Below are 22,922 nucleotides of genomic sequence, written 5' to 3'. Positions count from 1 at the left end.
GGGCCCCAGGCCCTTCCCGGACCACCATGGACATGCAGCGCCTGGCCACCGCCTCCCGCCTCGCCAATATCGACGCCTTCCACGTGATGGAGCTGGCCAAGCAGGCCGCCGCGCTGGAGCGCGCCGGACGCCACATTGTGCACATGGGCATCGGCGAGCCGGATTTCACCGCCGCCGAGCCGGTGGTGCGCGCAGCCGAAGCCGCCATGCGCCGCGGCGTGACGCAGTACACCGGTGCGCTCGGCATCCATCCGCTGCGCGAGGCCATCGCGGGCTATTACAAGACGGCCTACGGGCTGGATATCCCGGCCCGGCGCGTGATCGTCACGGCCGGCGCCTCGGGCGCACTGCTGCTGGCGTGCGCGGTGCTGGTCGAGATCGGCGCCGAGGTGCTGATGCCCGACCCCAGCTACCCCTGTAACCGGCACTTCGTCGCCGCCTTCGACGGCGCCGCGCGCATGATCCCGAGCGGCCCGGCCGAGCGCTTCCAGCTGACCGCCGCGCAGGTCGAGGCCAACTGGGGCGAGCAGACCCGCGGCGTGCTGCTGGCATCGCCCTCCAACCCCACCGGCACCTCGATCCTGCCCGACGAGCTCGCCCGCATCCTGCAGGCCGTGCGCGCGCGCAACGGCTTTGCCATCCTCGACGAGATCTACCAGGGCCTGTCCTATGACGCGCCGCCGGTCTCGGCACTGAGCCTGGACGAGAACGTGGTCACGGTGAACAGCTTCTCCAAGTACTTCAACATGACGGGCTGGCGCCTGGGCTGGCTGGTGGTGCCGGAGGCGCTGGTGGAAGCCTTCGAGAAGGTCGCGCAGAACCTGTTCATCTGCGCGTCGGCCGTGGCGCAGTACGCTGCGCTGGCCTGCTTTACCCCCGAGGCCCTGGCGATCTACGACGAACGCAAGGCCGAGTTCCGCCGCCGCCGCGACCTGATCGTGCCAGCGCTGGAGGCCCTTGGCCTGCGCGTGCCGGTGCGCCCGGACGGCGCCTTCTATGTCTACGCGGACTGCCGCGGCGTCAACCACCCCGCCGCCGGCGATGCCGACCGGCTGACGCAGGCAATGCTGCACGATGCGGGCGTGGTCATGGTGCCGGGGCAGGATTTCGGCCCGCATACGGCGAAGGACTACATCCGGATCTCGTACGCGACCTCGCGCGAGAATATCGAGGAGGCGATGGCGCGCCTCGGCAAGCTGTTCCGCTGACCGGCCTCTGCCGCGGCTGAAGCAGGCAAAAGAAAAGCACCCCGCGGGGTGCTTTTCTGATTGGCGGTACCGTTCCGAGCTCAGGCGTTGTGCGGACCGTTGTTCGCTTCCAGCTTCTCGGTCGGGGCCAGCTGCTCGGCCGGGGCCTTGACCTCGACCGGCTTGTCGGCGTTGGCGGGCGCGTTGCGCACGCCCAGCAGCTGGCGCAGGCGGGCACGCTCGGCCAGCACCTTGGCGCCGTAGCCGCCATCGGTAGCCGTGGTGGCACCGACGTAATACTTCAGGCCGCCTTCGATCGAGCCGGCGCGGGCGATGCAGTCCTTGAGCACCAGCGCGCCGATCTTGATATTGGCGTACGGGTTCAGTGCCGCGGCAACGCCGCCTACGGCCTCGTACTTGTCCTGGTGGACCTTGGTCATGACCTGCATCAGGCCCTGCGCTCCCACGCCGCTTTCAGCGTACGGGTTGAAGCTGGACTCGATCGCGATCACGCCCAGGATCAGCAGCGGGTCGATGCCGACCTCGCGGCCGGTCAGGTAGGCCGCCTTCACCAGCTGCGCGGTGGCCTGCGCCGCCACGCGGTACTTGCGGGCGATATAGTCGGCCACGGCCGCCTGCTCGCGCGCGCTGCCCAGCGTGGCGGTGCTGCGGGCGTCTTGCGCCACGCGCGTGACCGGGATCCGCGCGGCGAGGTGCGCGACCGACGGCACCTTGGCGGATGCCGCCAGGCTCCATTCGTCCACGCCCGACACCGTCGGCAGGCCGGCCTTGCCAAAGGCAAGCTTGGCCGCGGCGACGTCCGCCGAATGCGGCGGCACGGCAGTGCTGGCCACGGCAGGCGCGGCCGGCATGGCGGCGCCAACCAGCACCGCGGGCGCTTCGTCACCCGCCAGCAGCGCGGCCAGCGTGGTGCGCCATTCCTGGCTCAGCGACAGCGACACGGCCGAAACGACCGCGACCACGCCCAGGCTGTTCAGGGCGTACTTCAGCGTTGTGCGGCCACCGCGCAACGCGCGGCCCGCGACCGGATGCGCAAGACGGACCTGCAATGCCCGACTCACTCCGGGTACCGGCTGTCGGAGACGGACCTGCAAGGCCCGCCCGATGCCGGGAAGATGAAGGGTTTTCCAACCGCTCATGCTTACCTCCATCCGTTGCCCGCTTCGCGCGCCCGACTGCGGCACGCGCCCGATCTCAACGTACTCAAGTAAGGATGCCGCGCCGTCCAGCAGTGACGACCAAGCATCTGTTGGCAGGCGCTCCCCGTGCGCCCAACTGGAAACAGGCTACGCTCTGGGGGAGCGCACCCTGCCACGACTAAACTCACTACGCTCCGGCAAGTCGCCGGAGGCGACCGGTCGGCCCGCTTTGCTTCGGGTCCATACATCGGTCCTTGCTGGAGGGACTTTCTGGCACATTTTCTTTATGTGCACCCCTTGACACAGGGGGAAAATCCATGTTGCGACGCAACACTCCATGGAGCAAGACCGGATTGTAGGAACGGTGTTATATCCCGTCAAGAATAATAATTTCGATTTCTACTACTTACAGTTATTTGTAACAATGGTTGCCATGTCGCCATCGGATCACCCGATTGCCCGCAAACGCAGGCGTGGCCTTGGCTGGTCGCCCGGAAAAGTACGCTGTCAGCGACAAAAAACTTACAATTTGCGTGGCTTGATTTTGATGATTTTTTTGCCGCGGCGCCGGTGAATGTGTATCGTCACCGACTTCGACGCCGCCTTGCAGAGGCTTTCCCCCAGCCCCGCACCACAACAGAATTCACTATGCAATACAAAGACTTGCGCGACTTCATCGGCCAACTCGAAGGCATGGGCGAGCTGCGGCGCATCGCCCGGCCGGTCGCGCCCAACCTGGAAATGACCGAAGTCTGCGACCGGCTGCTGCGCGCCGGAGGCCCCGCGGTCCTTTTTGAGAAACCTTCCGGAGCCAGCACCGATGGAGGTATCTATAGCGTCCCCGTGCTGGCCAATCTGTTCGGCACGACACACAGAGTCGCACTTGGCATGGGCGCCGAATCGATGGAGGACCTGCGCGACATCGGCCGGGTCTTGTCGGCACTGAAGGAACCGGAACCGCCGCGCGGCCTGCGCGAGGCCGGCAAGCTGTTCACGCTGGCCAAATCTGTGTGGGACATGGCACCAAAGCGCGTCAGCAGCCCGGCCTGCCAGGAGGTGGTGTGGGAAGGCAACGACGTCGACCTGGCGCGCCTGCCGATCCAGACCTGCTGGCCGGGCGACGCCGCGCCGCTGATCACCTGGGGCCTGGTGGTGACCAAGGGCCCGCACAAGAAGCGCCAGAACCTGGGCATCTACCGCCAGCAGGTGATCGGCCGCAACCAGGTCATCATGCGCTGGCTCGCGCACCGCGGCGGCGCGCTGGATTTCCGCGAGCATGCGCTGGCCAATCCCGGCAAGCCCTTCCCGATCGCGGTGGCGCTGGGCGCCGACCCCGCCACCATCCTGGGCGCGGTGACGCCGGTGCCCGATACGCTGTCCGAGTACCAGTTCGCCGGCCTGCTGCGCGGCAGCCGCACCGCGCTGGCCGGCTGCCTCACGCCGACGCTGTCCGAGCTGAGCGTGCCGGCTTCTGCCGAGATCGTGCTCGAAGGCCATATCCAGCCCGACCCGAACCACCCGTCCGGCTACCAGCATGCGCTGGAAGGCCCGTTCGGCGACCACACCGGCTATTACAACGAGCAGGACTGGTTCCCGGTGTTCACCATCGACCGCATCACCATGCGGCGCGACCCGATCTACCACTCCACCTACACCGGCAAGCCGCCCGACGAGCCCGCCGTGCTGGGCGTGGCGCTGAACGAGGTGTTCGTGCCGCTGCTGCAGAAGCAGTTCCCGGAGATCACCGACTTCTACCTGCCGCCCGAGGGCTGCAGCTACCGCATGGCGCTGGTGCGCATGAAGAAGCAGTACGCCGGCCATGCCAAGCGCGTGATGTTCGGCGTGTGGAGCTTCCTGCGGCAGTTCATGTATACGAAGTTCATCGTGGTGGTCGATGACGATGTCGACGTGCGCGACTGGAAGGAAGTGATCTGGGCCATCACCACCCGGGTCGACCCCAGCCGCGACACGGTGCTGGTCGACAACACGCCGATCGATTACCTGGACTTCGCCTCGCCGGTGTCGGGCCTGGGCTCCAAGATGGGCATCGACGCGACCGACAAGTGGCCGGGCGAGACCACGCGGGAATGGGGCACGCCGATCTCAATGGATGCGGCCGTCAAGGCAAAGGTCGACACCATGTGGGAAACGCTGTTCGAGCGCCCCGCCAACCGCTGATGAACCGCTGACGGGCAACCGCGCCCGTCCCCCGTTATCATGTCAGGCTGATGCCGGGTGTCGCCCCAAGCGCCCCCGGAACGACCATCGGACCATCCCATGCCCGCGACAGACGGGCGCAAGGAGGAGACATGACGACCGCCGCCCCGCTCACCGAAGGCAACCTGATGTGGACGCCGTCCGAGGCGTTCCGCGACAGCAGCCAGATCGCCGCCTTCATGGGCTGGCTGCGCGCCGAGCGCAGCCTGGCCTTTGACGACTACGACAGCCTGTGGCAGTGGTCGGTCACCGAGCTGGAAGCCTTCTGGGATGCCGTGCGCGCGTATTTCGACGTGCATTTCGACACGCCCGCCACGCAGGTGCTGGACCGCCACACTATGCCGGGCGCGCGCTGGTTCGAAGGCGCGACGCTGAACTACGTGCAGCAGGTATTCCGCCATGCCGGCACCGGCAGCGCCCGCCAGCGCGCCGCGATCCGTTATGCCGGCGAAGCGCAGCCGCTGGCCGAAGTGAGCTGGGCCACCCTCGAAGCCCAGGTCGCGTCGCTGGCGCATGCGCTGCGCCAGATGGGTGTGCAGCGCGGTGACCGTGTCGCCGGCTACCTGCCCAATATCCCCGCCACCATCGTCGCCTTCCTCGCCACCGCCAGCCTCGGCGCGGTGTGGTCGGGCTGCGCGCCCGACATGGGCCAGGTGGCAGTGATCGACCGCTTCCGCCAGATCGAGCCCAAGGTGCTGATAGCCGTCGATGGCTACCGCTATGGCGGCAAGGTCTACGACCGGGCCCCGGTGGTGGCAGACCTGGTCGCCACCCTGCCCTCGCTGACCGATCTCGTGCTCGTGCCACAGGTCGGCAGCAATGCGGCGCCGCCCGCTGGCGTGCGCACCCATGCCTGGCAGGAGGTGCTGGCGCACGACGTGCCGCTGGCGATCGAGCCGGTGCCGTTCGACCACCCGCTCTGGATCGTCTATTCGTCCGGCACCACCGGCATGCCCAAGCCGATCGTGCATGGTCATGGCGGCATCGTCATCGAGCAGCTCAAGCTGATGGCCTTCCATAACAACCTGGGCCCGGACGATGTCTTCCACTGGTACAGCAGCAGCGGCTGGATCATGTGGAACGCGCAGGTGGCCGGGCTGCTGCTGGGCACCACCATCGCGCTGTATGACGGCAACCCGGCTTTTCCGGATGCCGGCGTGCTGTGGCGCTTCGTCGACGATGCCGGCGTGACCATGTTCGGCGCCGGCGCGGCCTTCTTCACCAACTGCATGAAGGCCGGCATCGAGCCGGCGCGCATCGCCGACGTGTCGCGCCTGCGCGGGCTCGGCTCGACCGGCTCGCCGCTGCCGGTCGAGGCCTACGACTGGATCTACCGCCATGTGCGCGAAGACATCTGGCTGGTGCCGATGTCGGGCGGCACCGACTTTGCCGGCTCGTTCGTCGCCGGCTGCCCGCTGCTGCCGGTCTATTCCGGCGAGATGCAGTGCCGCTGCCTGGGCGCCAGGGTGGAGGCCTTCGACGACCACGGCCAGCCGCTGCTCGACGCGGTGGGCGAACTGGTGTGCACCGAGCCGATGCCGTCGATGCCGCTCTACCTGTGGGGCGACACCGACGGCAAGCGCTATCGCGACAGCTATTTCGACACCTATCCCGGCGTCTGGCGGCATGGCGACTGGATCAAGATCACAAAGCGCGGCGGCGCTGTGATCTACGGGCGCTCGGACGCCACCATCAACCGCCACGGCATCCGCATGGGCACCAGCGAGCTGTACCGCGTGGTGGAAGACCTGCCGGAGGTGCTCGACAGCATGGTGGTCGACCTGGAATACCTGGGCCGCGAATCCTATATGCCGCTGTTCGTGGTGCTGCGCGAAGGCCTGGTGCTGGATGATGCGCTGCGCGACACCCTGCGCGCGCGCATCCGCGACGCGCTGTCCTCGCGCCACGTGCCCAACGAAATCGTGCAGGTGCCCGGCGTGCCGCGCACGCTGTCGGGCAAGAAGATGGAAGTGCCGATCAAGAAGCTGCTGCTCGGCCATGCGCCGCAGGGCATCGCCAACCGCGATGCGATGGCCAACCCGGACACGCTCGACTGGTACTTCGACTACGCCGCACGCTTCCTGAAAGCACGGCAGGCCGACTCCGCCACGGCGTAGCGCCGGCGGACGCGGCGGTTGCCAGCGAGGACATCAGAACTCCACATCCAGCTCGCTGATTTCGTCGGGTTCCTCGCGCGCCGCCGCGATCCACTCCTGCAGTTCCGGCATCGACAGGATCTGCTTGCAGTAGGCAACCGGCACGGGATCGAGCATCACGCCATAGGTGACAAAGCGCGTCACCACCGGCGCGTACATGGCGTCGGCCATGGTGCGCGTGCCGAACAGGTACGGCCCGCCATAGCGCGTCAGGCATTCGGTCCAGATCGCCGTGATGCGATCGATGTCCGCCTGCGCACGCGACCATACCTTCATCCCGGGGAAATGCCCCTTCAGGTTCATCGGCAGCGCCGAACGCATCGCGGCAAACCCGGAATGCATCTCGCCGCAGATGGCGCGGCAGTGGGCACGCGCGGCGCGGTCTTCCGGCAGCAGGCCGGCCTTGGGGTGGATTTCATTCAGGTATTCGGCGATCGCCAGCGTGTCCCACACCGTCACGCCGTGGTGGCGCAGGCACGGCACCAGGATCGACGGGGACAGCAGCAGGATTTCCGCTCGCGCCGCGGCGTCGTCCGGCGGCACCAGCACTTCTTCGAATTCCAGGCCGGCAAAGCGCGCCAGCAGCCAGCCGCGCAGCGACCATGAGGAATAGGTCTTGCTGCTGATGGTGAGTGTGGTCTTGGACATCGCGCCTCCTTTACTGCTTGTTGCCGCCCGTGGCCGCGCACCTATGCAGTGCATCCGGCAGGCACCAGTCTGAAGCCGCTGCGCGCAATGCCCCGCGAAGCGGCGCCACGCCCATGCGCCAGGCGCATGCCTCGCTACTTGCGCGGCATGGTCCGCCCGCTCACAGCACAAAGCGCAAGGCGCGTGCCAGGCATAAACTGATGGCATGCATATTGCGGCTTGCAAGAGCCAGAATAGCGGGGACCGAGCCATGCTGTACCACGCCTACCAGATCTACGCGGACATGATACTGCCGGCCTGCACGCTGGCGGAGCTGGCTGCCGCGACGCTGGCGGCAAATCCCAGGTCCGGTGGTTTCGACGCGGTGCCCCGCCTGCGTGCCGCCTGCGAGCTCATCGCGCTGGTGCGGCTCACGCACCACCGTCCGGCCTTCGGCATCGACCACGCTACCGTCGGCGGCCAGCCGGTGCCGGTCACCGAGGAAGTCGTCGCGCGCACGCCGTTCTGCTCGCTGCTGCACTTCCGCCGCCACGGCATCGTCGGCCAGCCGCGCGTGCTGCTGGTGGCGCCGATGTCCGGCCACTTCGCCACGCTGCTGCGCGGCACGGTCCAGACCATGCTGGCCGACCACGACGTCTATCTCACCGACTGGCACAACCCCCGCGACATTCCGCTGCTGGCCGGGCGCTTCGGTTTCGACGAATTCGTGCAGCACCTGATCGGCTTCCTGCAGACGCTGGGCGGCGGCACGCATCTGGTGGCGATTTGCCAGCCTACCGTGGCGGCGCTGGCGGCAGCGGCACTCATGGCCGAGGACGGGGACCCCGCCCAGCCGCCCAGCCTGACGCTGATGGCCGGCCCCATCGACGCGCGCGTCAACCCGACCAAGGTCAACGCGCTGGCCATGAGCCAATCCCTCGAATGGTTCGAGCGCACCCTGATCGGCATGGTGCCGCTGCGCTTTGCCGGCGCGATGCGGCGCGTCTACCCGGGCCATGTGCAGCTGCTGGCCTTCATGAGCATGAACCCGGAGCGGCACGAACAGGCGCTGCGCGAGCTCTACGCCCTGCGCGAGCGCGGCGAGCACGACAAGGCCGATGCCATCCGCGACTTCTACATCGAGTACTTCGCCACCATGGACCTGACCGCGGAGTTCTACCTGGAAACCGTCAGCCTGGTATTCCAGCGCTTCCTGCTGGCCCAGGGCCTGCTTGACGTGAGCGGACGCCGTGTCCGCACGCACGCCATCCACCGCACCGCCCTGCTCACCGTGGAGGGCGAACGCGACGATATCTGCGCCATCGGCCAGACCGTGGCGGCGCAGGACCTGTGCGCCAGCCTGCGCCCCTACATGCGCATGCATCATGTGCAGACCGGGGTCGGGCACTATGGGGTGTTCAATGGCAGGCGGTGGGAAACGCAGGTGTACCCGCTGGTGCGCAACACCATCTACACCAGCAGTTAGGACGGCCGCAGCCAGCGCGCTGGCCTGGCTTATCATGGCAGCTGCGCCAGGCGGCACGCGAACGGCGCGGCACCAACAATCAACATGCCATTGCTTCCGACACAAGACTTCCAGGGCCAGCCACTGGTCCGGGTCGGCGCTGCCGACACGTTCCTGCTGCTCGCCCCGCAACACGGCGGGCGGCTGGTCCGCTGGGTGCACCGCGGCCAGGACATCCTCTACTGGCCGGACGCTGCCGACTGGTCCCGCCCGGCCAAGGTCCGCGGCGGCAACCCGCTGCTGTTTCCGTTCATCGGCCGGCATTTTGCCGATGGCAATCCGGGTCAGTGGCGTGACGGACAAGGGACGGTGCACACGCTGGCGCAGCACGGCTTTGCGCGCGACCTGCCCTTCGACGTCAGCGCCATCGACACGCAAGGCGCGATCACGATGACGCTGCGCGACAGCGATGCAACGCGCGCCGGCTACCCCTTTGCCTTTGTCTTCGACGCCATCTACCGCTTGCTGCCCGACGGCCTCGAAGTCACGCTGCGCACCACCAATACCGGCGCGCAACGCCTGCCCTGCTATCCCGGCCACCATTTCTATTTCGCGCTGCCGCACGCGCAACGTGCCGCGGCGTCGCTGGCATTGCCGGGCACGGAACGCATGCGCCAGCTACCCGATGGCAGCCCCGGGCCCGCAGAGCCGGGCGAGACGACTTATCGGCTGGACGACGCACGCCTGCAGGACACGTTCCACGTCTTGCGCGACAGCCCGTCCGCCGCGCTGGCGATGCCGGACCGCCGCGTCACGTTCGAACTCGACCTCGCCGGCAGCGCGCCATGGCATGCCGTGACGACCTGGGCCGAAAACGAAACCTCTGACTTCTATTGCGTGGAACCGTGGGTAGGCCTGCCCGATGCGATCCACCACGGCCAGGGGCTGCGCTGGATCGAGCCGGGGCAAACGGAAAGCGCGATATGCCGGCTGCGGGTGGCTGGCTGAGTCAGTGCATCAGGCTCAGTGCTCGAAATCCAGCCCGCCGATCAGGATCGCCGGGTCAGCCTGCGACAGCGAGCGGAAGTCGATCCCGCGCGGCTCCTGCCAGGCGCGCAGCTTGGCCGGCAACGCCGCCAGGTAACCGGCAAAGCGCGTCTCGCCCCCTGCGGCAAACAGCCGTTGCACCTCCAGCCCGTCCCACGCCAGCGTGATATCCAGCGCATAAGGGTGGCGCCGCAGGTCCGGCGGGCCATCCCCGGTCACGCGCAGGCGCGGCGGCCGGCCGGGGGCTTCGGCGGGCAGGGACTGGAGTTGCACGCGCCGGTCATGCTGGCCAATCGCGGCGGCGATGCGCGGCAGGCATTCCGCTTCAAAGCGGGCGAAGAAATCGGTGGTCAAGGTGGCGGCGTCCTGACGTTGCGAGTTGAAGCGATGGCGGCACACAACCGTGCGCCATCGTGCCAGCAACTATACGCCGCCGGGTGTCATACCGGGCGGTAGACCTGGAAGCCCAGCCCCGGCGACAGCACCGCGGTCTCCCCTTCCTGCAGCGCCACCGGCCGCAGGCTGCCATTGGCCATCGACTCCCCCGCAAACTCAGCAATATTGCGCAGGCGGGCCGCCGGGATCCCCAGCGCGCTGAGGCGCAATTCCAGCTGCTCCGCGGTGCCCACCGCCACCGCGCCCGCAATCGCCCGCTTGAGCGCCGCCGGATCGAGCGAGCGCACGAAGGCAGGCAAGGCGCCGGCATCCAGCGGCGTCTCGAACAAGGCTGGATCCTGCGCAAGCCCGCCCAGCCCGAGTGCGTCAAGCAGCGCCAGCAACTGCTTCGGCGTATTCGCGCCGATTGCCAGCCAGCCATCCTGCGTGCGGAAGAAATCGGCCGACGGGCTGCCCGAATAGCCCTGGTTGCCCTGCCGCGCCGGCACGCCGCCGGTGGTCATGGCATCGCATGTCATCGGATACATCAGTTGCAGGCCGGCGGTGGCCATCGATACGTCGAGCAGCATGCCCCGCCCCATGCGTTCGCTCTCGCGCACGCCGGCCAGGATGGCAAAGGCGGCCAGCATGCCGGTGGCCGAGTCGATCACCGGGAAGCCGGTCTTCATCGGCGGATCGCCCTCGGTGCCGGCCATCCAGGCCATGCCGGTGGCGGCCTGCACCACGTGGTCGTAGGCAGGCCGGCCATGCCACTGCGCCGCACCGCGGCCAAAGCCCGAGATGCTGCAATAGACCACGCGCGGATTGCGCGCGCGCACGGCTTCATAGCCCAGCCCGAAGCGCTCGAGCACGCCCGGCCGCAGGTTGTCGACGAAGACGTCGCAGCGGCCGGCCAGTTCCAGCGCGTGTTCGCGCCCGGCCTCATCCGACAGGTCGAGCGCCAGCGACGACTTGCCCGCATTGAGAGCGACAAAAGCGGCATGCCCCTTGCCCGCGCGGCGCATCACGTCGCCACCGCCGGCGCTCTCGACCTTGGTGACCTGTGCGCCCAACTGGGACAGCAGGAAGGTGGCAAACGGCCCGGCGATCACGTGCGAGAAATCCAGCACGCTGATGCCGGCCAGCGGGGCAAAGTCCGGTTGTGGAGCGAGGGTCATGGGATGGCCTATTCGATGGTGATGCGGTTCTTGTCGATAACCTGGCGGATGCGGGTGGTCTCGTCGGCCACCAGCCGCGAGAAGGCTTCAGGCGTGGGCGTCGGCGCAAGCACCGCGCCCATCTCGGCATAGAGCCGGCGCAGGCCGGGATCAGCCAGCGCCTGCATCACCGCGGCATGCAGCCGCGCCACGATCGGCGCGGGCAGATGCGGCGGCGCCCAGATGCCGCTCCATGCATCGAGATCGAGATCCTTGCGGCCCAGCGCCTCATTCAGCGTAGGCACCTGCGGCAGCACCGCGGCGCGGCTGGCCGAGGTCACCGCCAGGGCCCGCGCCTTGCCGCTGGCGATCTGCGGAATCGCCGTCGCCGCCACCGGGAAACCGAACTGCGTGTCGCCCTTGATCAGCGCTGGCACGATCTCGACCGAGCCCTTGTACGGCACATGCACCACGTCGATGCAGGTGGCCGACGCAAACGCCGCACCCGACACATGCGCGGCCGAGCCGATCCCGCCCGAGGCGTAGTTCAGCGTGCCGGGCGCGCGGCGCGCCGCGGCGACCAGGTCGGCCACGTTCCGGTACGGCGAGCTGGCGCTGACCACCAGCACCGCCGGGCTGACGCCAACGCGGATGACGTGGGTGAACGCCATCGGGTCGAACTTTGCGCCGGGCTGCAGCAGCTTCTGCGTGACATGGGTCGAGGCACCCAGCATCAGCGTGTAGCCATCCGCCGGCTGCTGCGCGACAAACTCCGCGGCCAGGATGCCGCCTGCACCGACCTTGTTCTCGACCACCACCGGCTGGCCGAGCGCGCGCGCAAGCAACTCAGCCAGCTTGCGGGTCTGGATATCCGGACCGCCGCCGGCGGCGTAGGGCACCACCAGCCGGATCGGCCGGTTGGGATAGGGACTGGCCGCACCGGCCCTGCCCAGCGCGGCAGCGGCCGGCAGCGCCAGCAGGGACTTCAGCAGCAAGCGGCGCCCGACGTTGGCATGCATCGCATGTCTCCTCCATGGTTTGCCCCGATTGTCCGGCGCCGGGCCATTCGAAACAATTATCCAGTTTTGATGGAGCCATCACGCTTTGTTATGAGTCCCGCCTCCCCTACGCGCCCGAGCGCCGCCACCCCTTCTCCCAACCGGATCGACCGGCTGCGCATCCGGCACCTGCGCCTGCTCGACCTGGTGGCGCGCAGCGGCTCGCTGACCGCGGCCGGCGAAGCGCTGCATATCAGCCAGCCCGCCGTCACCAAGATGCTGCAGGAGCTGGAGCACGCCTTCGGCTGCAAGCTGATCGAACGCTCCACGCGCGGCGGGCGGCTGAGCCCCGCGGGCGAACGCGCGCTGGAGCGGCTGCGCGTGGTGCTGGGCGCGATCGATGCCGCCGGCGAGGCGCTGCAGGCGCGCCCGGAGGTACCGCTGGTCCGGCTGGGCATGCTGCCGCTGGTGGGCGTGGACGTGCTGCCGCAGGCGGTCGCGCTGCTGCTGGCCCAGGAAGCGCTGCCGCGGCTGGCAGTGCGCGAACATACCGTCGGCGGCCTGACCGCAATGCTTTGCGAAGGCGAACTCGACTGCATCGTGGGCCGGCTGCAGAAAGACGATACCGACCAGCTCAAGGCCAAAGTCCACATCACCCCGCTGCGCGATGAATACCTGGCCGTGGTCTGCGCCCCCGGCCACGCGTTGGCGCGGCGCCGCGAGGTTGCGCTGGCGGACCTGCATGAAGGCCCCTGGATCCTGCCGCCGCGCGGCACCCACACGCGCGACGTGTTCGAGCAGCCCTTCCTCGACGCCGGCCAGCTGCCGCCCGTTCCGCATATCGAATCGGCCTCGTTCCACAGCAACCTGGCCATGACCGCCGCCGGCGGCTTCCTGACGGTGGCGCCGGCCACGGCGCTCGCCCACTACCAGGCCATGTCGATGGTGCGGGAAGTGCGGCTGCGCACACCGTTTGCCTCGGGCCGGCTGGTCTTCATCACCCCGGCGGAGATCGAGGCGCCGCCCGCCGTGATCCGGTTGCGCGAAGCCCTCGAAACGGTGACAAGGCAGGACACCGGCGCACCGCCGGCACGCGCGCGGCGCCGCTGACGGGTCACGGGCTGGCTGCCGCACTACACTGGAAATGGATGCACCGCCATTTCCGGCCCAAGGGAACCGGCCGCCTTTCCCCGGCCCCAGCCAGTGCTGATCACCCGATGAACCGCCTCAGGTACGCAGTAAGCCTGTCCTATGAGGTCATGGATCCCATGGCGGACTTCCTGCTCAATATCGAAGCCGCCCGCACGCCCCGGCAGTTCGTCGTCTCGGAGCAGCTGACGCTGCCGCCCGGCCTCGAGACCACCCGCTACACCGATCCCGTGCTGGCCAACCGGCTGCTCAGGCTGCGCGCGCCCCGGGGCCGCCTCGGCATCCGCTATGAGGCGATCATCGACATCGATCACTACCTGGAAGACGGCGACAGGCTGGCAGAAGTGCCCGTTGCCGAACTGCCCTTCGATGTCCTGCCCTACCTGGCACCAAGCCGCTACTGCGAATCCGACCGCCTGATGGAATTCGCCAGCCGCGAGTTCGGCGGCATGCTGCGGGGCTATGTGCGCGTCTACGCCATCCGCGAGTGGGTGCGCAATCACGTGCGCTTCCTGTCGCGCTCCACCAACGAACGCACCTCGGCTGCCGACACCGTCGTGGAGCGCACCGGCGTCTGCAGGGATTTCGCCCACCTGATGATCGCCCTGTGCCGCGCGCTGAGCATCCCGGCACGCATGTCCAGCAGCCTCGACTATGGCGCGGACCCAGGCACGGGCGCGCCGGATTTCCACGCGGTGGTGGAGGTCTACCTGTCGCACCGCTGGTACCTGCTGGACCCTTCGGGCATCTCGATCCCCACCGGCCTGCTTCGCATCGGCACCGGCCGGGATGCCGCGGACATACCGTTTGCGGCCATCTTCGGCCAGGTAAGGTCGGAGCGGCCCGCGGTGGAAATCGAGCCGTTGACGGATGCGGCGGCTGGTATCGGGATGCCGGAGTTTACGCCGCAGGCGATTTCGACGTGGTAGCGGATAAGGACGTTAGTGCTGGCACAGGCACTTATTTTGCCCGCACCGCAGCTGGCGGCTTGCGTCCGCGCCAGAAATCCGCATAGAATCGCGGGTTCGCGGGCGTCGTATAATGGCTATTACCTTAGCTTCCCAAGCTAAAGACGTGGGTTCGATTCCCATCGCCCGCTCCACTTCCAGTCGAGACAAGCCGCCTTTGCCACCATTACGGTGATCTGCCCGGCGGCTTTTTTGTTGCCATGCTTCCCCAAGACCCCAGCACCGAACCGACGCCGGCTGACGACGCCGCGCCGGTAGACAGCGCCGGACAAGCGTCCGCTCCCTCTCCTGCCGATCCTGAAGGCGTTGCGCATCCGCGCCGGATCCGTTCGTTCGTGCGCCGCGCGGGGCGGACCTCGACCGGGCAGCAGCGTGCCATCGACGAAGTCGGGCCGCGCATGATGGTGCCGTACGCACAGCAGCCACTGGACTGGGAGGCAACATTTGGCCGCAAGGCGCCGTCGATCCTTGAGATCGGCTTCGGCATGGGCGAGACCACCGCGCATATCGCCGGCCTGCGGCCGCAAGACAACTTCCTGGGCTGCGAGGTGCATGAGCCCGGCGTGGGCGCGCTGCTCAAGCTGATCGACGAGCGCGGCCTGGCCAATGTGCGGATCCTCCAGCACGATGCGGTGGAAGTGATCGCGCATATGCTGACCGATGACTGCCTGGACGGCGTGCATATCTACTTCCCGGACCCCTGGCACAAGAAGCGCCACAACAAGCGCCGGCTGGTGCAGCCGCCGCTGGTGAAGGTGCTGGCCGCGCGGCTGAAGCCGGGCGGCTATATCCACTGCGCGACCGACTGGGAAGAGTATGCGCACCAGATGGTGGAAGTGCTGTCGGGCGAGCCGTTGCTGGAGAACACCTCGACCGCTGCGGACGGATTTGCCGAGCGGCCCGATTACCGGCCCGTGACCAAGTTCGAGCGGCGCGGCGTGCGCCTCGGGCATGGCGTGTGGGACGTGGTCTTTCGCAAGCGCGCCTGAGCGCTGGCGACGGAGAAACAAAAAAGCGTGGCAACTGCCACGCTTTTTTGTTGCCTGCTGCAATCCCGCTCAGGCGTGCCAGGACACCAGGCCGGAGTACGCGGTCAACAGCACCACGATGCCGAAGGCGATGCGGTACCAGGCAAACGGCTTGAAATCATGCGTGGCGACGAAACGCAGCAGCCAGCGCACGCACAGGAAGGCGGACAGGAAGGCAAAGACGAAGCCCACCGCGAAGATGCCGAGGTCGTCCCCGTTCAGCAGCGCGCGCGCCTTGTACAGCTCGTACACGGTGGCGCCGAAGATCACCGGGATCGCCAGGAAGAACGAGAACTCGGTGGCCACCTGCCGCGACAGCCCGAACAGCATGCCGCCGATGATGGTGGCACCGGAGCGCGAGGTGCCCGGCACCAGCGCGAAGCATTGCGCCAGGCCGACCTTGAGGGCATCGCGCCAGTTCAGGTCATCGACCGATTCAATCCGCGGCGCGCCGGCCTTGGCGGCCTCCAGCAGCGCATTGCCCTGCGGATGCGAGACCGTGCCGCGGCGCGCGTCGCGCCATTCGGCCAGCAGGATGACCACGCCGCCAACGATAAAGGCCAGCGCCACCGAGATCGGGTTGAACAGGTGGGCCTTGATCCATTTGCCGAAAATAAAGGCCAGCACGATGGCCGGCACCGAGGCGATCACCACGTTGGCGGCAAAGCGTTGCGCCAGCGGCTCGGCGCGCAGGCCGCGCACCACGTTGCCGATGCGCGCGCGGAATTCCCAGCAGACTGCCAGGATCGCGCCGAACTGGATCACGATTTCGAAGATCTTGCCCTTCTCATCGTTGAAGTCGAGCAGCTGGCCGGCCAGGATCAGGTGGCCGGTGCTGGAGATGGGGAGAAACTCGGTCAGTCCTTCGACGATGCCGAGTATCACGGCTTTCAGGGCAAGTGCGATTTCCATGCGGAACGGAGAAACGTGGTCATGGGCGTTGCCCGGCATGCGCGCCGGACCGCCTGGATTGTTATATGAGCGCCCCGGTCAGGGGCGGTTGATCTTGACGTTGATGCCGTCAGGCAAAACGGTGATTGTACCGGGTGCCACATTCATGCCGGCAACGCGCAACTGGTCTTCGCGGAAGGTATAGAGCGGATAGTCCTGCAGCAGCTGCTCGGCCAGGATGCCACCCAGCGCGTTGAGCTGGCGCGAAAACTGCGCGGGCATGCCCTGCACGTCGAAGCGCTGCACCTCGGGGTCCTGCAGCACCACCGAGCGCGTGGGCTCGTCATAGCGCAGGCCGCTGTCCAGCGCAAAACGCCCTGACAGGGCCCGGCTGAAGAACAGCTTGTTGTCGACCACGGCGTCAAACTGCACGTTGACGCGGTTGCGCGCCGGGTCCAGCGTCAGCTGCGGGTTGGCCAGCTGGATGTCGAACAACTCCATATAGCGCTTGTTGAACGGAAACTTGCGCTCCAGCGCCGCCTGCAGCTGGCTTTGCGAGAAGGTGTATTCGTTGCGGAAGGCGCCGCAGGCGGCCAGGCCCACGGCCAGCGTGGCCGCGGCAGCCGCGGCGAGCCAGCGCCGTCGGGAAGTCCGGATCATATTGCCTCCGATTGCGGGATAGTCAGGTCGCGTACCAGGCGTCATGCGAGCGGACCGGGCCGCCCGGGCCCGGCCTGCGGCGCGGTCAGGATTTCCAGCCGGGTCAGCCAGTGCAGCGCGGCTTCGCGCGAATCGCCGCACATCTCGGCCGACGGCTTCAGGCCGCCGCAGAACGCGGGCCGGTCCGGCCTGCCGAACACCGCGCAGCGCATATCCGGCAGCAGCTGCGCGCACGGCTCGCCCGCCGGCTTGCCGGCAGGCATGCCGGGCAGCGGCGAGGCGATCGACGGGGCGATGCAGCAGGCGCCGCAGCCCGCGCGGCAGGAAAGGTCTGACCGGCAACTCATGACGATGGTTCAGGATGGGCAATGGACAGCCGCAAGGCGGCCGGCACAAAACGGACATTGTGCCCGAAGGGCCGCTGTCGTCCTGTAAGAAAAGGAAAACGCCGTAAGCCGCGGCCGAGCGTCGCCGGAAAAAGCGCACAACAAGCCACACTTAGCAAATCAGCCTCAGTGCCGCCTCGGTGTGTACCCGAGGGTCGCCCGGCCTGCGCTTGACCCCCTCATGGCGCTCATCTACATTACTGACCCACAAGTTATTAACTTCCTGACCCGCCCCCACGTGCCCCGCAGTACCCGCAAGACATCCGTGAAAACGCCCGCCGATCCGCACAAGGACGCCGACACCCCGCGCTGGAGCCGGCGCAAGGCCGCCCGCCCGCAAGAGCTGGTGGCCGCGGCGCTCGACCTCTTCGTTGAGCGCGGGTATGCGGCCACCCGGCTGGAAGACGTGGCCGCGGCGGCCGGCGTGTCCAAGGGCACGGTCTATCTTTACTTCGCCAACAAGGAAGAGCTGTTCAAGTCGGTGGTGCGCGAGAACCTGGTGCCGGCACTGGCGCGCGGCTCGGACCTGGTCGACGCCTACGACGGCAGCACGCCCGAGCTGTTGCGCGAGCTGCTGCGCGGCTGGTGGGGCCTGATCGGCGCCACGCCGGTGGCGGGGCTGACCAAGCTGATCATGGCCGAGTCGGCCAACTTCCCGGACATCGCCCGTTTCTATAACCAGGAAGTGATGATGCCGGGCGACGAGTTGTTCGCCAAGGTGCTGGCCCGTGGCGTGGCGCGCGGCGAATTCCGCGCGATGCCGGCCAACCCCACCACGACGCTGGTCTGTGCGCCGCTGGTGTTCCTGATGCTGTGGCAGCGCGCGCTGCGCGCCACCGCCGAGAAGGACATCGACCCCGAGGCCTTCCTGGACGGCCTGCTGGACACGCTGCTGTTCGGGCTCACCAGCGGCGATGCCCGCAATCGCCCGCTGCCGCCGCAGACCGGCCCCTATATCTGGGAACGCATCCGCGACGACATGCTGGCGCAACGCGCCGCCGCCATGGACGCCGACGCCGAGCCCGATCCCCCTGCGCCGCGACCCGGCCCCTGAACATGAAGCGCAAGACCCTGCTGATCACCGCCGCCTGCATCGCCATCGCGCTGACCGCCACGGTCGCCGTGCGCAAGGCCGTTAGTGCGCGCCAGCCGCAGGCGCCGGCCCAGGCCGCCGTCAACGTGGTGGAATTCCTGCAGACCGACCTGGTCAGCGTGGCGCGCCAGGACCTGCGGGTGTCGCTGCCGCTGTCGGGCAGCCTGCGTGCGCTGAACCAGGCCTCGGTCAAGGCCAAGGTCTCCGGCGAGGTCAAGGCGGTGCTGGTACGTGAGGGCGAGCCGGTGCGCGCCGGCCAGGTGATCGTTCGCATCGATGCCACCGAGTACGAGGCCAAGGTGGCGCAGGCGCGCGGCCAGATGCTGGCCACGCGCGGGCAGTTCGAGAACTCGCGCCAGACCTGGGAGCGCAACCGCGAGCTGGTCGGCAAGGGCTTTATCTCCAGGACCGCGTTCGACAAGTACCAGGCCGACCTGGACGTCGCCCGCGCCAACCTAGACGCGGCCCAGGGCGGCCTGGCCGTGGCGCAGAAGGCGCTGGCCGACACCGTGGTCAAGGCACCGCTCGATGGCATGGTGGCCGCGCGCGCGGTGCAGCCGGGCGAAAAGGTCTCGCCGGATACGCGCCTGGTCGACGTGGTCGACCTGCGCGTGCTGGAACTGGAAGCGCCGATCCCGATGGCGGACGTGGCGCGCGCCGCGGTCGGCCAGCCGGTGGCACTGGACGTGGAAGGCGCCGGCCGCTTCACCGGCAAGCTGGTGCGCATCAACCCGGCAGTCAGCCAGGGCACGCGCAGCATCATGGTCTATATCCGCGTCGAGAATGCAGATCAGACGCTGCGCGCCGGCATGTTCGCGCGCGGCGCGCTGGTGCTGGGCGAGCGTGCCGGCGTGGTGGCGGTGCCGGCCTCGGCGGTGCGCACCGAAGGCGAGCGCGCCTTCGTCTATGCCATCGACAAGGACACGCTGGCCGAGCGCCCGGTGCAGCTTGGCATCCGCGACGAGGCCAGCGGCATGGTGGAAATCGTCTCGGGGCTGGACGCCGGCACCGAGATCGTCCGCAACAACCTCGGCACGCTGCGCAGCGGCAGCCAGGTCAAGCGCGTCAAGGCGTAAGGGCCCGCGCCATGTGGTTCACCCGCCTGTCGATCCGCAACCCGGTGCTGGCCACCATGATGATGATGGCCTTCATCGTGGTGGGGCTGTTCTCTTACCAGCGGCTGCCGGTCGACCAGTTCCCCGACATCACCTTCCCGGTGGTGGTGGTGCAGACGGAATATCCCGGCGCCGCGCCGGAGTCGGTGGAGTCCGACGTCACGCGCAAGGTCGAGGAGATCGTCAACACCATCTCCGGCATCGACGAGATCTTCTCGCACTCCTACCAGGGCACTTCGGTCGTCGTCATCAAGTTCGACCTGAGCGTCGACGTCGGCCAGGCCGCGCAGGACGTGCGCGACAAGATCGCGCTGATCCGCCCGCAGTTCCGCGACGAGGTGAAAGAGCCGCGCGTGCTGCGCTATGACCCGTCCGACGCGCCGATCTTCTATCTCTCGGTCTCCAACGCACCGGGCGCCACCCGCAGCCAGCGCGAGCTGACCACCATCGCCGACCAGATCGTGCGCAAGCGGCTGGAGACGGTGCGCGGTGTGGGCGCCATCAATATCGTGGGCGGCACCAAGCGCGAGGTCGAGATCCGCATCCGGCCGGCGCAGCTCGAGGCGCTGGGGATCGGCGTGGACCAGGTGATGAGCGCCATCCGCAACGAGAACCAGGAACTGCCCGCGGGCGAGCTGCGTTCCTCGGCCACGGAAACGGTGGTGCAGATCAAGGGCCGCGTGCCCACCCCGGACGCGTTCCGCCAGATCATCGTGGCGCGCCGCGCCGGCCAGCCGGTCACGCTGGGCGAGATTGCCGATGTGCGCGACGGCCAGGAAGAGCAGGAAAGCCTGGCGCTGCTGGACGGCAAGCGCGCACTGTTCCTGTCGGTGGTGAAGGCACAGGGCCAGAACACCGTCGATACCGTCGACGGCCTGGTGCGCATGACCGAAGAAACACGCAAGCTGGTGCCGGCCGGGGTGCAGCTGAACGTGGTCAACGACACCGCGCGCGGCATCCGCAGCAGCGTCAAGGAGGTGCGATCGACGCTGCTCGAAGGCGCCTTCCTGACGGTGGCAATCGTATTCCTGTTCCTGGGCTCCTGGCGCAGCACGGTGATCACCGGCCTGACGCTGCCGATCGCGCTGATCGGCACCTTCGGCGTGATGTATATGTGCGGCTTCACGCTCAACGTGATCACGCTGATGGCGCTGTCGCTGTGCGTGGGCCTGCTGATCGACGATGCCATCGTGGTGCGCGAGAACATCGTGCGCCACAACCTGATGGGCAAGGACCACCGCAGTGCGGCGCTTGACGGCACCAACGAGATCGGGCTGGCGGTGCTGGCCACCACCTTCTCGATCGTGGCGGTGTTCCTGCCGGTGGGCTTCATGGGCGGCATCATCGGGCGCTTCTTCCACCAGTTCGGCATCACCGTGGTCGCGGCGGTGCTGATCTCGATGTTCGTCTCGTTCACGCTGGACCCGATGCTGTCGTCGGTCTGGCACGACCCGGACCTGCACGGCACCGGCAACAAGAAGAGCTGGTACGGGCGCACGGTGGGGCGGTTGCTGGACTGGTTCTCGGCAAAGATGGACAAGCTTGGCAACGGCTACGCCGGCATGCTGGGCTGGGCGCTGAAGCACCGGCTGGCCACCGCCATCATCGCCGCGGTGACCTTCTTCGGCAGCTTTGCGCTGGTGCCGCTGATCGGCACCGAATTCGTGCCCAATGCCGACCTGGGCGAGACCCAGGTCGGCTTCACCACGCCGGTCGGCACCTCGATCGAAGTCACCGAAGCCAAGGTGAGGCAGGTGGAAGCCGCGCTCAAATCGTTCCCCGAAGTGGCCTACACCTACGCCACCATCAACTCGGGCAATGCCTCGGGCCGCAACAATGCGCTGGTGTCGGTGCGCCTGACCGAGCGGCGCTCGCGCCAGCTGTCCACCGCGCAGCTCAACCCGCTGATCCGGCAGCGCCTGGCGGGCATTGCCGGCATCACGCTGACCATGGTGGGCATGCCCGACGGCGCCGGCGGCCAGAAGGCGATCCAGGTATCGATCCAGGGCGATGACCTGGACGAACTGCGGCGCCTGTCCAGGGAAGCCGGCACGCGCATGAAGGCGATCCGCGGCCTGGCCGACCTGGATTCGAGCATGAAGGACGACCGCCCCACCATCGAGGTGCGCATCCGGCGCGAGCTGGCCTCGGACCTGGGCGTGGGCGTGGCGCAGATCGGCAATGCCCTGCGCCCGCTGCTGGCCGGCGACGCCATCAGCTCATGGCGCGCGCCCGATGACGAGAACTACGACGTGCGCGTGCGCCTGCCCAGGGACGCGCGCACCGGCATGGCCGACCTGAGCGCGCTGATGATTGCCAGCAGCCAGACCAACGCCGACGGCTCGCCCAAAATGGTGCCACTGCGCCAAATCGCCGAGCTGGTGCCGACCACCGGCGCCAACCAGATCAGCCGGCGCGATTTGAACCGCGAGGTCGAGCTGACCGCCAACGTGGCCGGGCGCTCGGCTGGTGAAGTCGCACGCGATGTCAAGGCCGCGCTGGACGGCATGAGCTGGCCTGCCGGCTACAAGTACCGCTTTGGCGGCTCGACCAAGTCGATGAACGAGTCCTTCGGCTACGCCGTGTCAGCGCTGGCGCTGGCGGTGATCTTCATCTACATGATCCTGGCCTCGCAGTTCGCCAGCTTCTTCCAGCCGATCGCCATCATGACCTCGCTGCCGCTGACGCTGGTCGGCGTGTTCGCGGCGCTGCTGCTGTTCCGCTCGACGCTGAACATGTTCTCGATCATCGGCTTCATCATGCTGATGGGGCTGGTGACCAAGAACGCGATCCTGCTGGTGGACTTCGCCAACCAGGCACGCCAGGGCCATGTGGACGGCGCCGACGGCCGCCAGCCGCTGTCACGCGAGGCGGCGCTGGTGGAGGCCGCGCGCGTGCGGCTGCGCCCCATCCTGATGACCACGCTGGCGATGATCTTCGGCATGGTGCCGCTGGCCTTCAGCCTGGGCGAAGGCGCCGAGCAGCGCGCGCCGATGGGCCAGACCGTGATCGGCGGAATCATTACCTCGTCGATCCTGACGCTGGTGGTGGTGCCGGTGATCTATACGTATCTTGATGATTTCGGCGCCTGGCTGCGCCGGCTGTGGCAAGGCAAGCCCGCCAGCGAGCCCGCAGCGCACGCGCAGCCCGCGCCCGGCCGGCAAGCGGCACCGGATCGGCCGGCACCGGCGGAGGCCAGCGCGGAATGAGCCTGGCGGCGTCTGCAAGGTTAAAATAAAGGGT

19 protein-coding genes and 1 tRNA gene are annotated in these 22,922 nt (G+C 67.9%); 12 read left to right on the top strand and 8 right to left on the bottom strand.

The annotated features are described in order from the left end of the window. The first annotated feature begins 26 nt into the window (after positions 1 to 26). Positions 27 to 1,208: a pyridoxal phosphate-dependent aminotransferase gene (locus AC3WLE_RS05565; protein ID WP_492318811.1), complete on the top strand. Its 1,182-nt coding sequence runs from the start codon at positions 27 to 29 to the stop codon at positions 1,206 to 1,208. Between the two features lie 80 nt (positions 1,209 to 1,288). On the opposite strand, the gene AC3WLE_RS05560 is transcribed toward AC3WLE_RS05565, so the two are convergent. After that, on the bottom strand, positions 1,289 to 2,347 hold the full coding sequence (locus AC3WLE_RS05560) for a lytic transglycosylase domain-containing protein (RefSeq protein ID WP_492318812.1): 1,059 nt from the start codon (positions 2,345 to 2,347) through the stop codon (positions 1,289 to 1,291). Between the two features lie 648 nt (positions 2,348 to 2,995). Between AC3WLE_RS05560 and ubiD the strand changes: the two genes are divergently transcribed. Continuing rightward, entirely contained in the window at positions 2,996 to 4,525 is a 1,530-nt protein-coding gene (gene ubiD / locus AC3WLE_RS05555) for a 4-hydroxy-3-polyprenylbenzoate decarboxylase (protein ID WP_456804338.1), read from the top strand. A gap of 131 nt (positions 4,526 to 4,656) precedes the next feature. Beyond that, positions 4,657 to 6,681 carry an acetoacetate--CoA ligase gene (locus tag AC3WLE_RS05550; RefSeq protein WP_492356403.1) on the top strand — a complete coding sequence of 675 codons (2,025 nt, stop codon included), beginning with the start codon at positions 4,657 to 4,659 and terminating at the stop codon, positions 6,679 to 6,681. Positions 6,682 to 6,714: 33 nt separating this feature from the next. On the opposite strand, the gene AC3WLE_RS05545 is transcribed toward AC3WLE_RS05550, so the two are convergent. Next, positions 6,715 to 7,368, bottom strand: coding sequence for a glutathione S-transferase family protein (locus tag AC3WLE_RS05545; RefSeq protein ID WP_018311213.1), 654 nt, complete (start codon positions 7,366 to 7,368; stop codon positions 6,715 to 6,717). A gap of 250 nt (positions 7,369 to 7,618) precedes the next feature. On the opposite strand from AC3WLE_RS05545, the gene AC3WLE_RS05540 reads away from it, so the two are divergent. Both AC3WLE_RS05540 and AC3WLE_RS05535 read left to right on the top strand, forming a co-directional pair. Next, entirely contained in the window at positions 7,619 to 8,833 is a 1,215-nt protein-coding gene (locus AC3WLE_RS05540) for a polyhydroxyalkanoate depolymerase (RefSeq protein WP_492318814.1), read from the top strand. Between the two features lie 84 nt (positions 8,834 to 8,917). Next, positions 8,918 to 9,820, top strand: coding sequence for an aldose epimerase family protein (locus AC3WLE_RS05535; RefSeq protein WP_492356402.1), 903 nt, complete (start codon positions 8,918 to 8,920; stop codon positions 9,818 to 9,820). Positions 9,821 to 9,835: 15 nt separating this feature from the next. On the opposite strand, the gene AC3WLE_RS05530 is transcribed toward AC3WLE_RS05535, so the two are convergent. The 3 genes from AC3WLE_RS05530 to AC3WLE_RS05520 form a co-directional block, all read right to left on the bottom strand. Then, the gene (locus AC3WLE_RS05530) at positions 9,836 to 10,213 is read right to left on the bottom strand and encodes a DUF5594 family protein (protein ID WP_492318816.1); all 378 of its coding nucleotides are present in this window, start codon (positions 10,211 to 10,213) and stop codon (positions 9,836 to 9,838) included. Between the two features lie 86 nt (positions 10,214 to 10,299). Continuing rightward, positions 10,300 to 11,412 carry a CoA transferase gene (locus tag AC3WLE_RS05525; protein WP_492356401.1) on the bottom strand — a complete coding sequence of 371 codons (1,113 nt, stop codon included), beginning with the start codon at positions 11,410 to 11,412 and terminating at the stop codon, positions 10,300 to 10,302. 8 nt (positions 11,413 to 11,420) lie between these two features. Further along, on the bottom strand, positions 11,421 to 12,410 hold the full coding sequence (locus tag AC3WLE_RS05520) for a tripartite tricarboxylate transporter substrate binding protein (protein WP_492356400.1): 990 nt from the start codon (positions 12,408 to 12,410) through the stop codon (positions 11,421 to 11,423). Positions 12,411 to 12,500: 90 nt separating this feature from the next. On the opposite strand from AC3WLE_RS05520, the gene AC3WLE_RS05515 reads away from it, so the two are divergent. The 4 genes from AC3WLE_RS05515 (at position 12,501) to trmB (ending at position 15,495) form a co-directional block, all read left to right on the top strand. After that, a complete protein-coding gene (locus AC3WLE_RS05515) occupies positions 12,501 to 13,499 on the top strand; it encodes a LysR family transcriptional regulator (protein WP_492356399.1) in 999 nt (332 codons plus the stop codon). Positions 13,500 to 13,606: 107 nt separating this feature from the next. Continuing rightward, positions 13,607 to 14,467, top strand: a complete 861-nt coding sequence (locus AC3WLE_RS05510) for a transglutaminase-like domain-containing protein (RefSeq protein WP_492356398.1) — start codon at positions 13,607 to 13,609, stop codon at positions 14,465 to 14,467. Between the two features lie 98 nt (positions 14,468 to 14,565). Beyond that, positions 14,566 to 14,640, top strand: a tRNA-Gly gene (locus tag AC3WLE_RS05505). Positions 14,641 to 14,706: 66 nt separating this feature from the next. Beyond that, complete coding sequence (gene trmB, locus AC3WLE_RS05500) at positions 14,707 to 15,495, top strand: tRNA (guanosine(46)-N7)-methyltransferase TrmB (protein ID WP_492356397.1); 789 nt, start codon at positions 14,707 to 14,709, stop codon at positions 15,493 to 15,495. A gap of 69 nt (positions 15,496 to 15,564) precedes the next feature. On the opposite strand, the gene AC3WLE_RS05495 is transcribed toward trmB, so the two are convergent. From AC3WLE_RS05495 to AC3WLE_RS05485, 3 genes are all read right to left on the bottom strand, one after another. Continuing rightward, positions 15,565 to 16,446 carry an undecaprenyl-diphosphate phosphatase gene (locus tag AC3WLE_RS05495; protein WP_010813778.1) on the bottom strand — a complete coding sequence of 294 codons (882 nt, stop codon included), beginning with the start codon at positions 16,444 to 16,446 and terminating at the stop codon, positions 15,565 to 15,567. A 78-nt stretch (positions 16,447 to 16,524) separates the two neighbouring features. Then, positions 16,525 to 17,085 (bottom strand): DUF1439 domain-containing protein, encoded by a 561-nt coding sequence (locus AC3WLE_RS05490; protein WP_492318828.1) that lies wholly within the window; start codon positions 17,083 to 17,085, stop codon positions 16,525 to 16,527. 41 nt (positions 17,086 to 17,126) lie between these two features. After that, positions 17,127 to 17,432 (bottom strand): YkgJ family cysteine cluster protein, encoded by a 306-nt coding sequence (locus tag AC3WLE_RS05485; RefSeq protein ID WP_492318829.1) that lies wholly within the window; start codon positions 17,430 to 17,432, stop codon positions 17,127 to 17,129. A 277-nt stretch (positions 17,433 to 17,709) separates the two neighbouring features. Between AC3WLE_RS05485 and AC3WLE_RS05480 the strand changes: the two genes are divergently transcribed. Genes AC3WLE_RS05480 through AC3WLE_RS05470 form a run of 3 tightly spaced genes read left to right on the top strand, consistent with a single transcriptional unit; the run spans position 17,710 to position 22,888 of the window. Further along, positions 17,710 to 18,525 carry a TetR/AcrR family transcriptional regulator gene (locus AC3WLE_RS05480; protein WP_492356396.1) on the top strand — a complete coding sequence of 272 codons (816 nt, stop codon included), beginning with the start codon at positions 17,710 to 17,712 and terminating at the stop codon, positions 18,523 to 18,525. Positions 18,526 to 18,527: 2 nt separating this feature from the next. Next, positions 18,528 to 19,640, top strand: coding sequence for an efflux RND transporter periplasmic adaptor subunit (locus tag AC3WLE_RS05475; RefSeq protein WP_492356395.1), 1,113 nt, complete (start codon positions 18,528 to 18,530; stop codon positions 19,638 to 19,640). Positions 19,641 to 19,651: 11 nt separating this feature from the next. Then, on the top strand, positions 19,652 to 22,888 hold the full coding sequence (locus tag AC3WLE_RS05470) for an efflux RND transporter permease subunit (protein WP_492318832.1): 3,237 nt from the start codon (positions 19,652 to 19,654) through the stop codon (positions 22,886 to 22,888). The last annotated feature ends 34 nt before the right edge of the window (positions 22,889 to 22,922 follow it).

The sequence above is a fragment of the Cupriavidus sp. FW306-1B-F12B genome (assembly GCF_058781795.1).
Note: the sequence above shows the minus strand (reverse complement) of the source record. Positions and strands in the feature narration are given on the sequence as shown.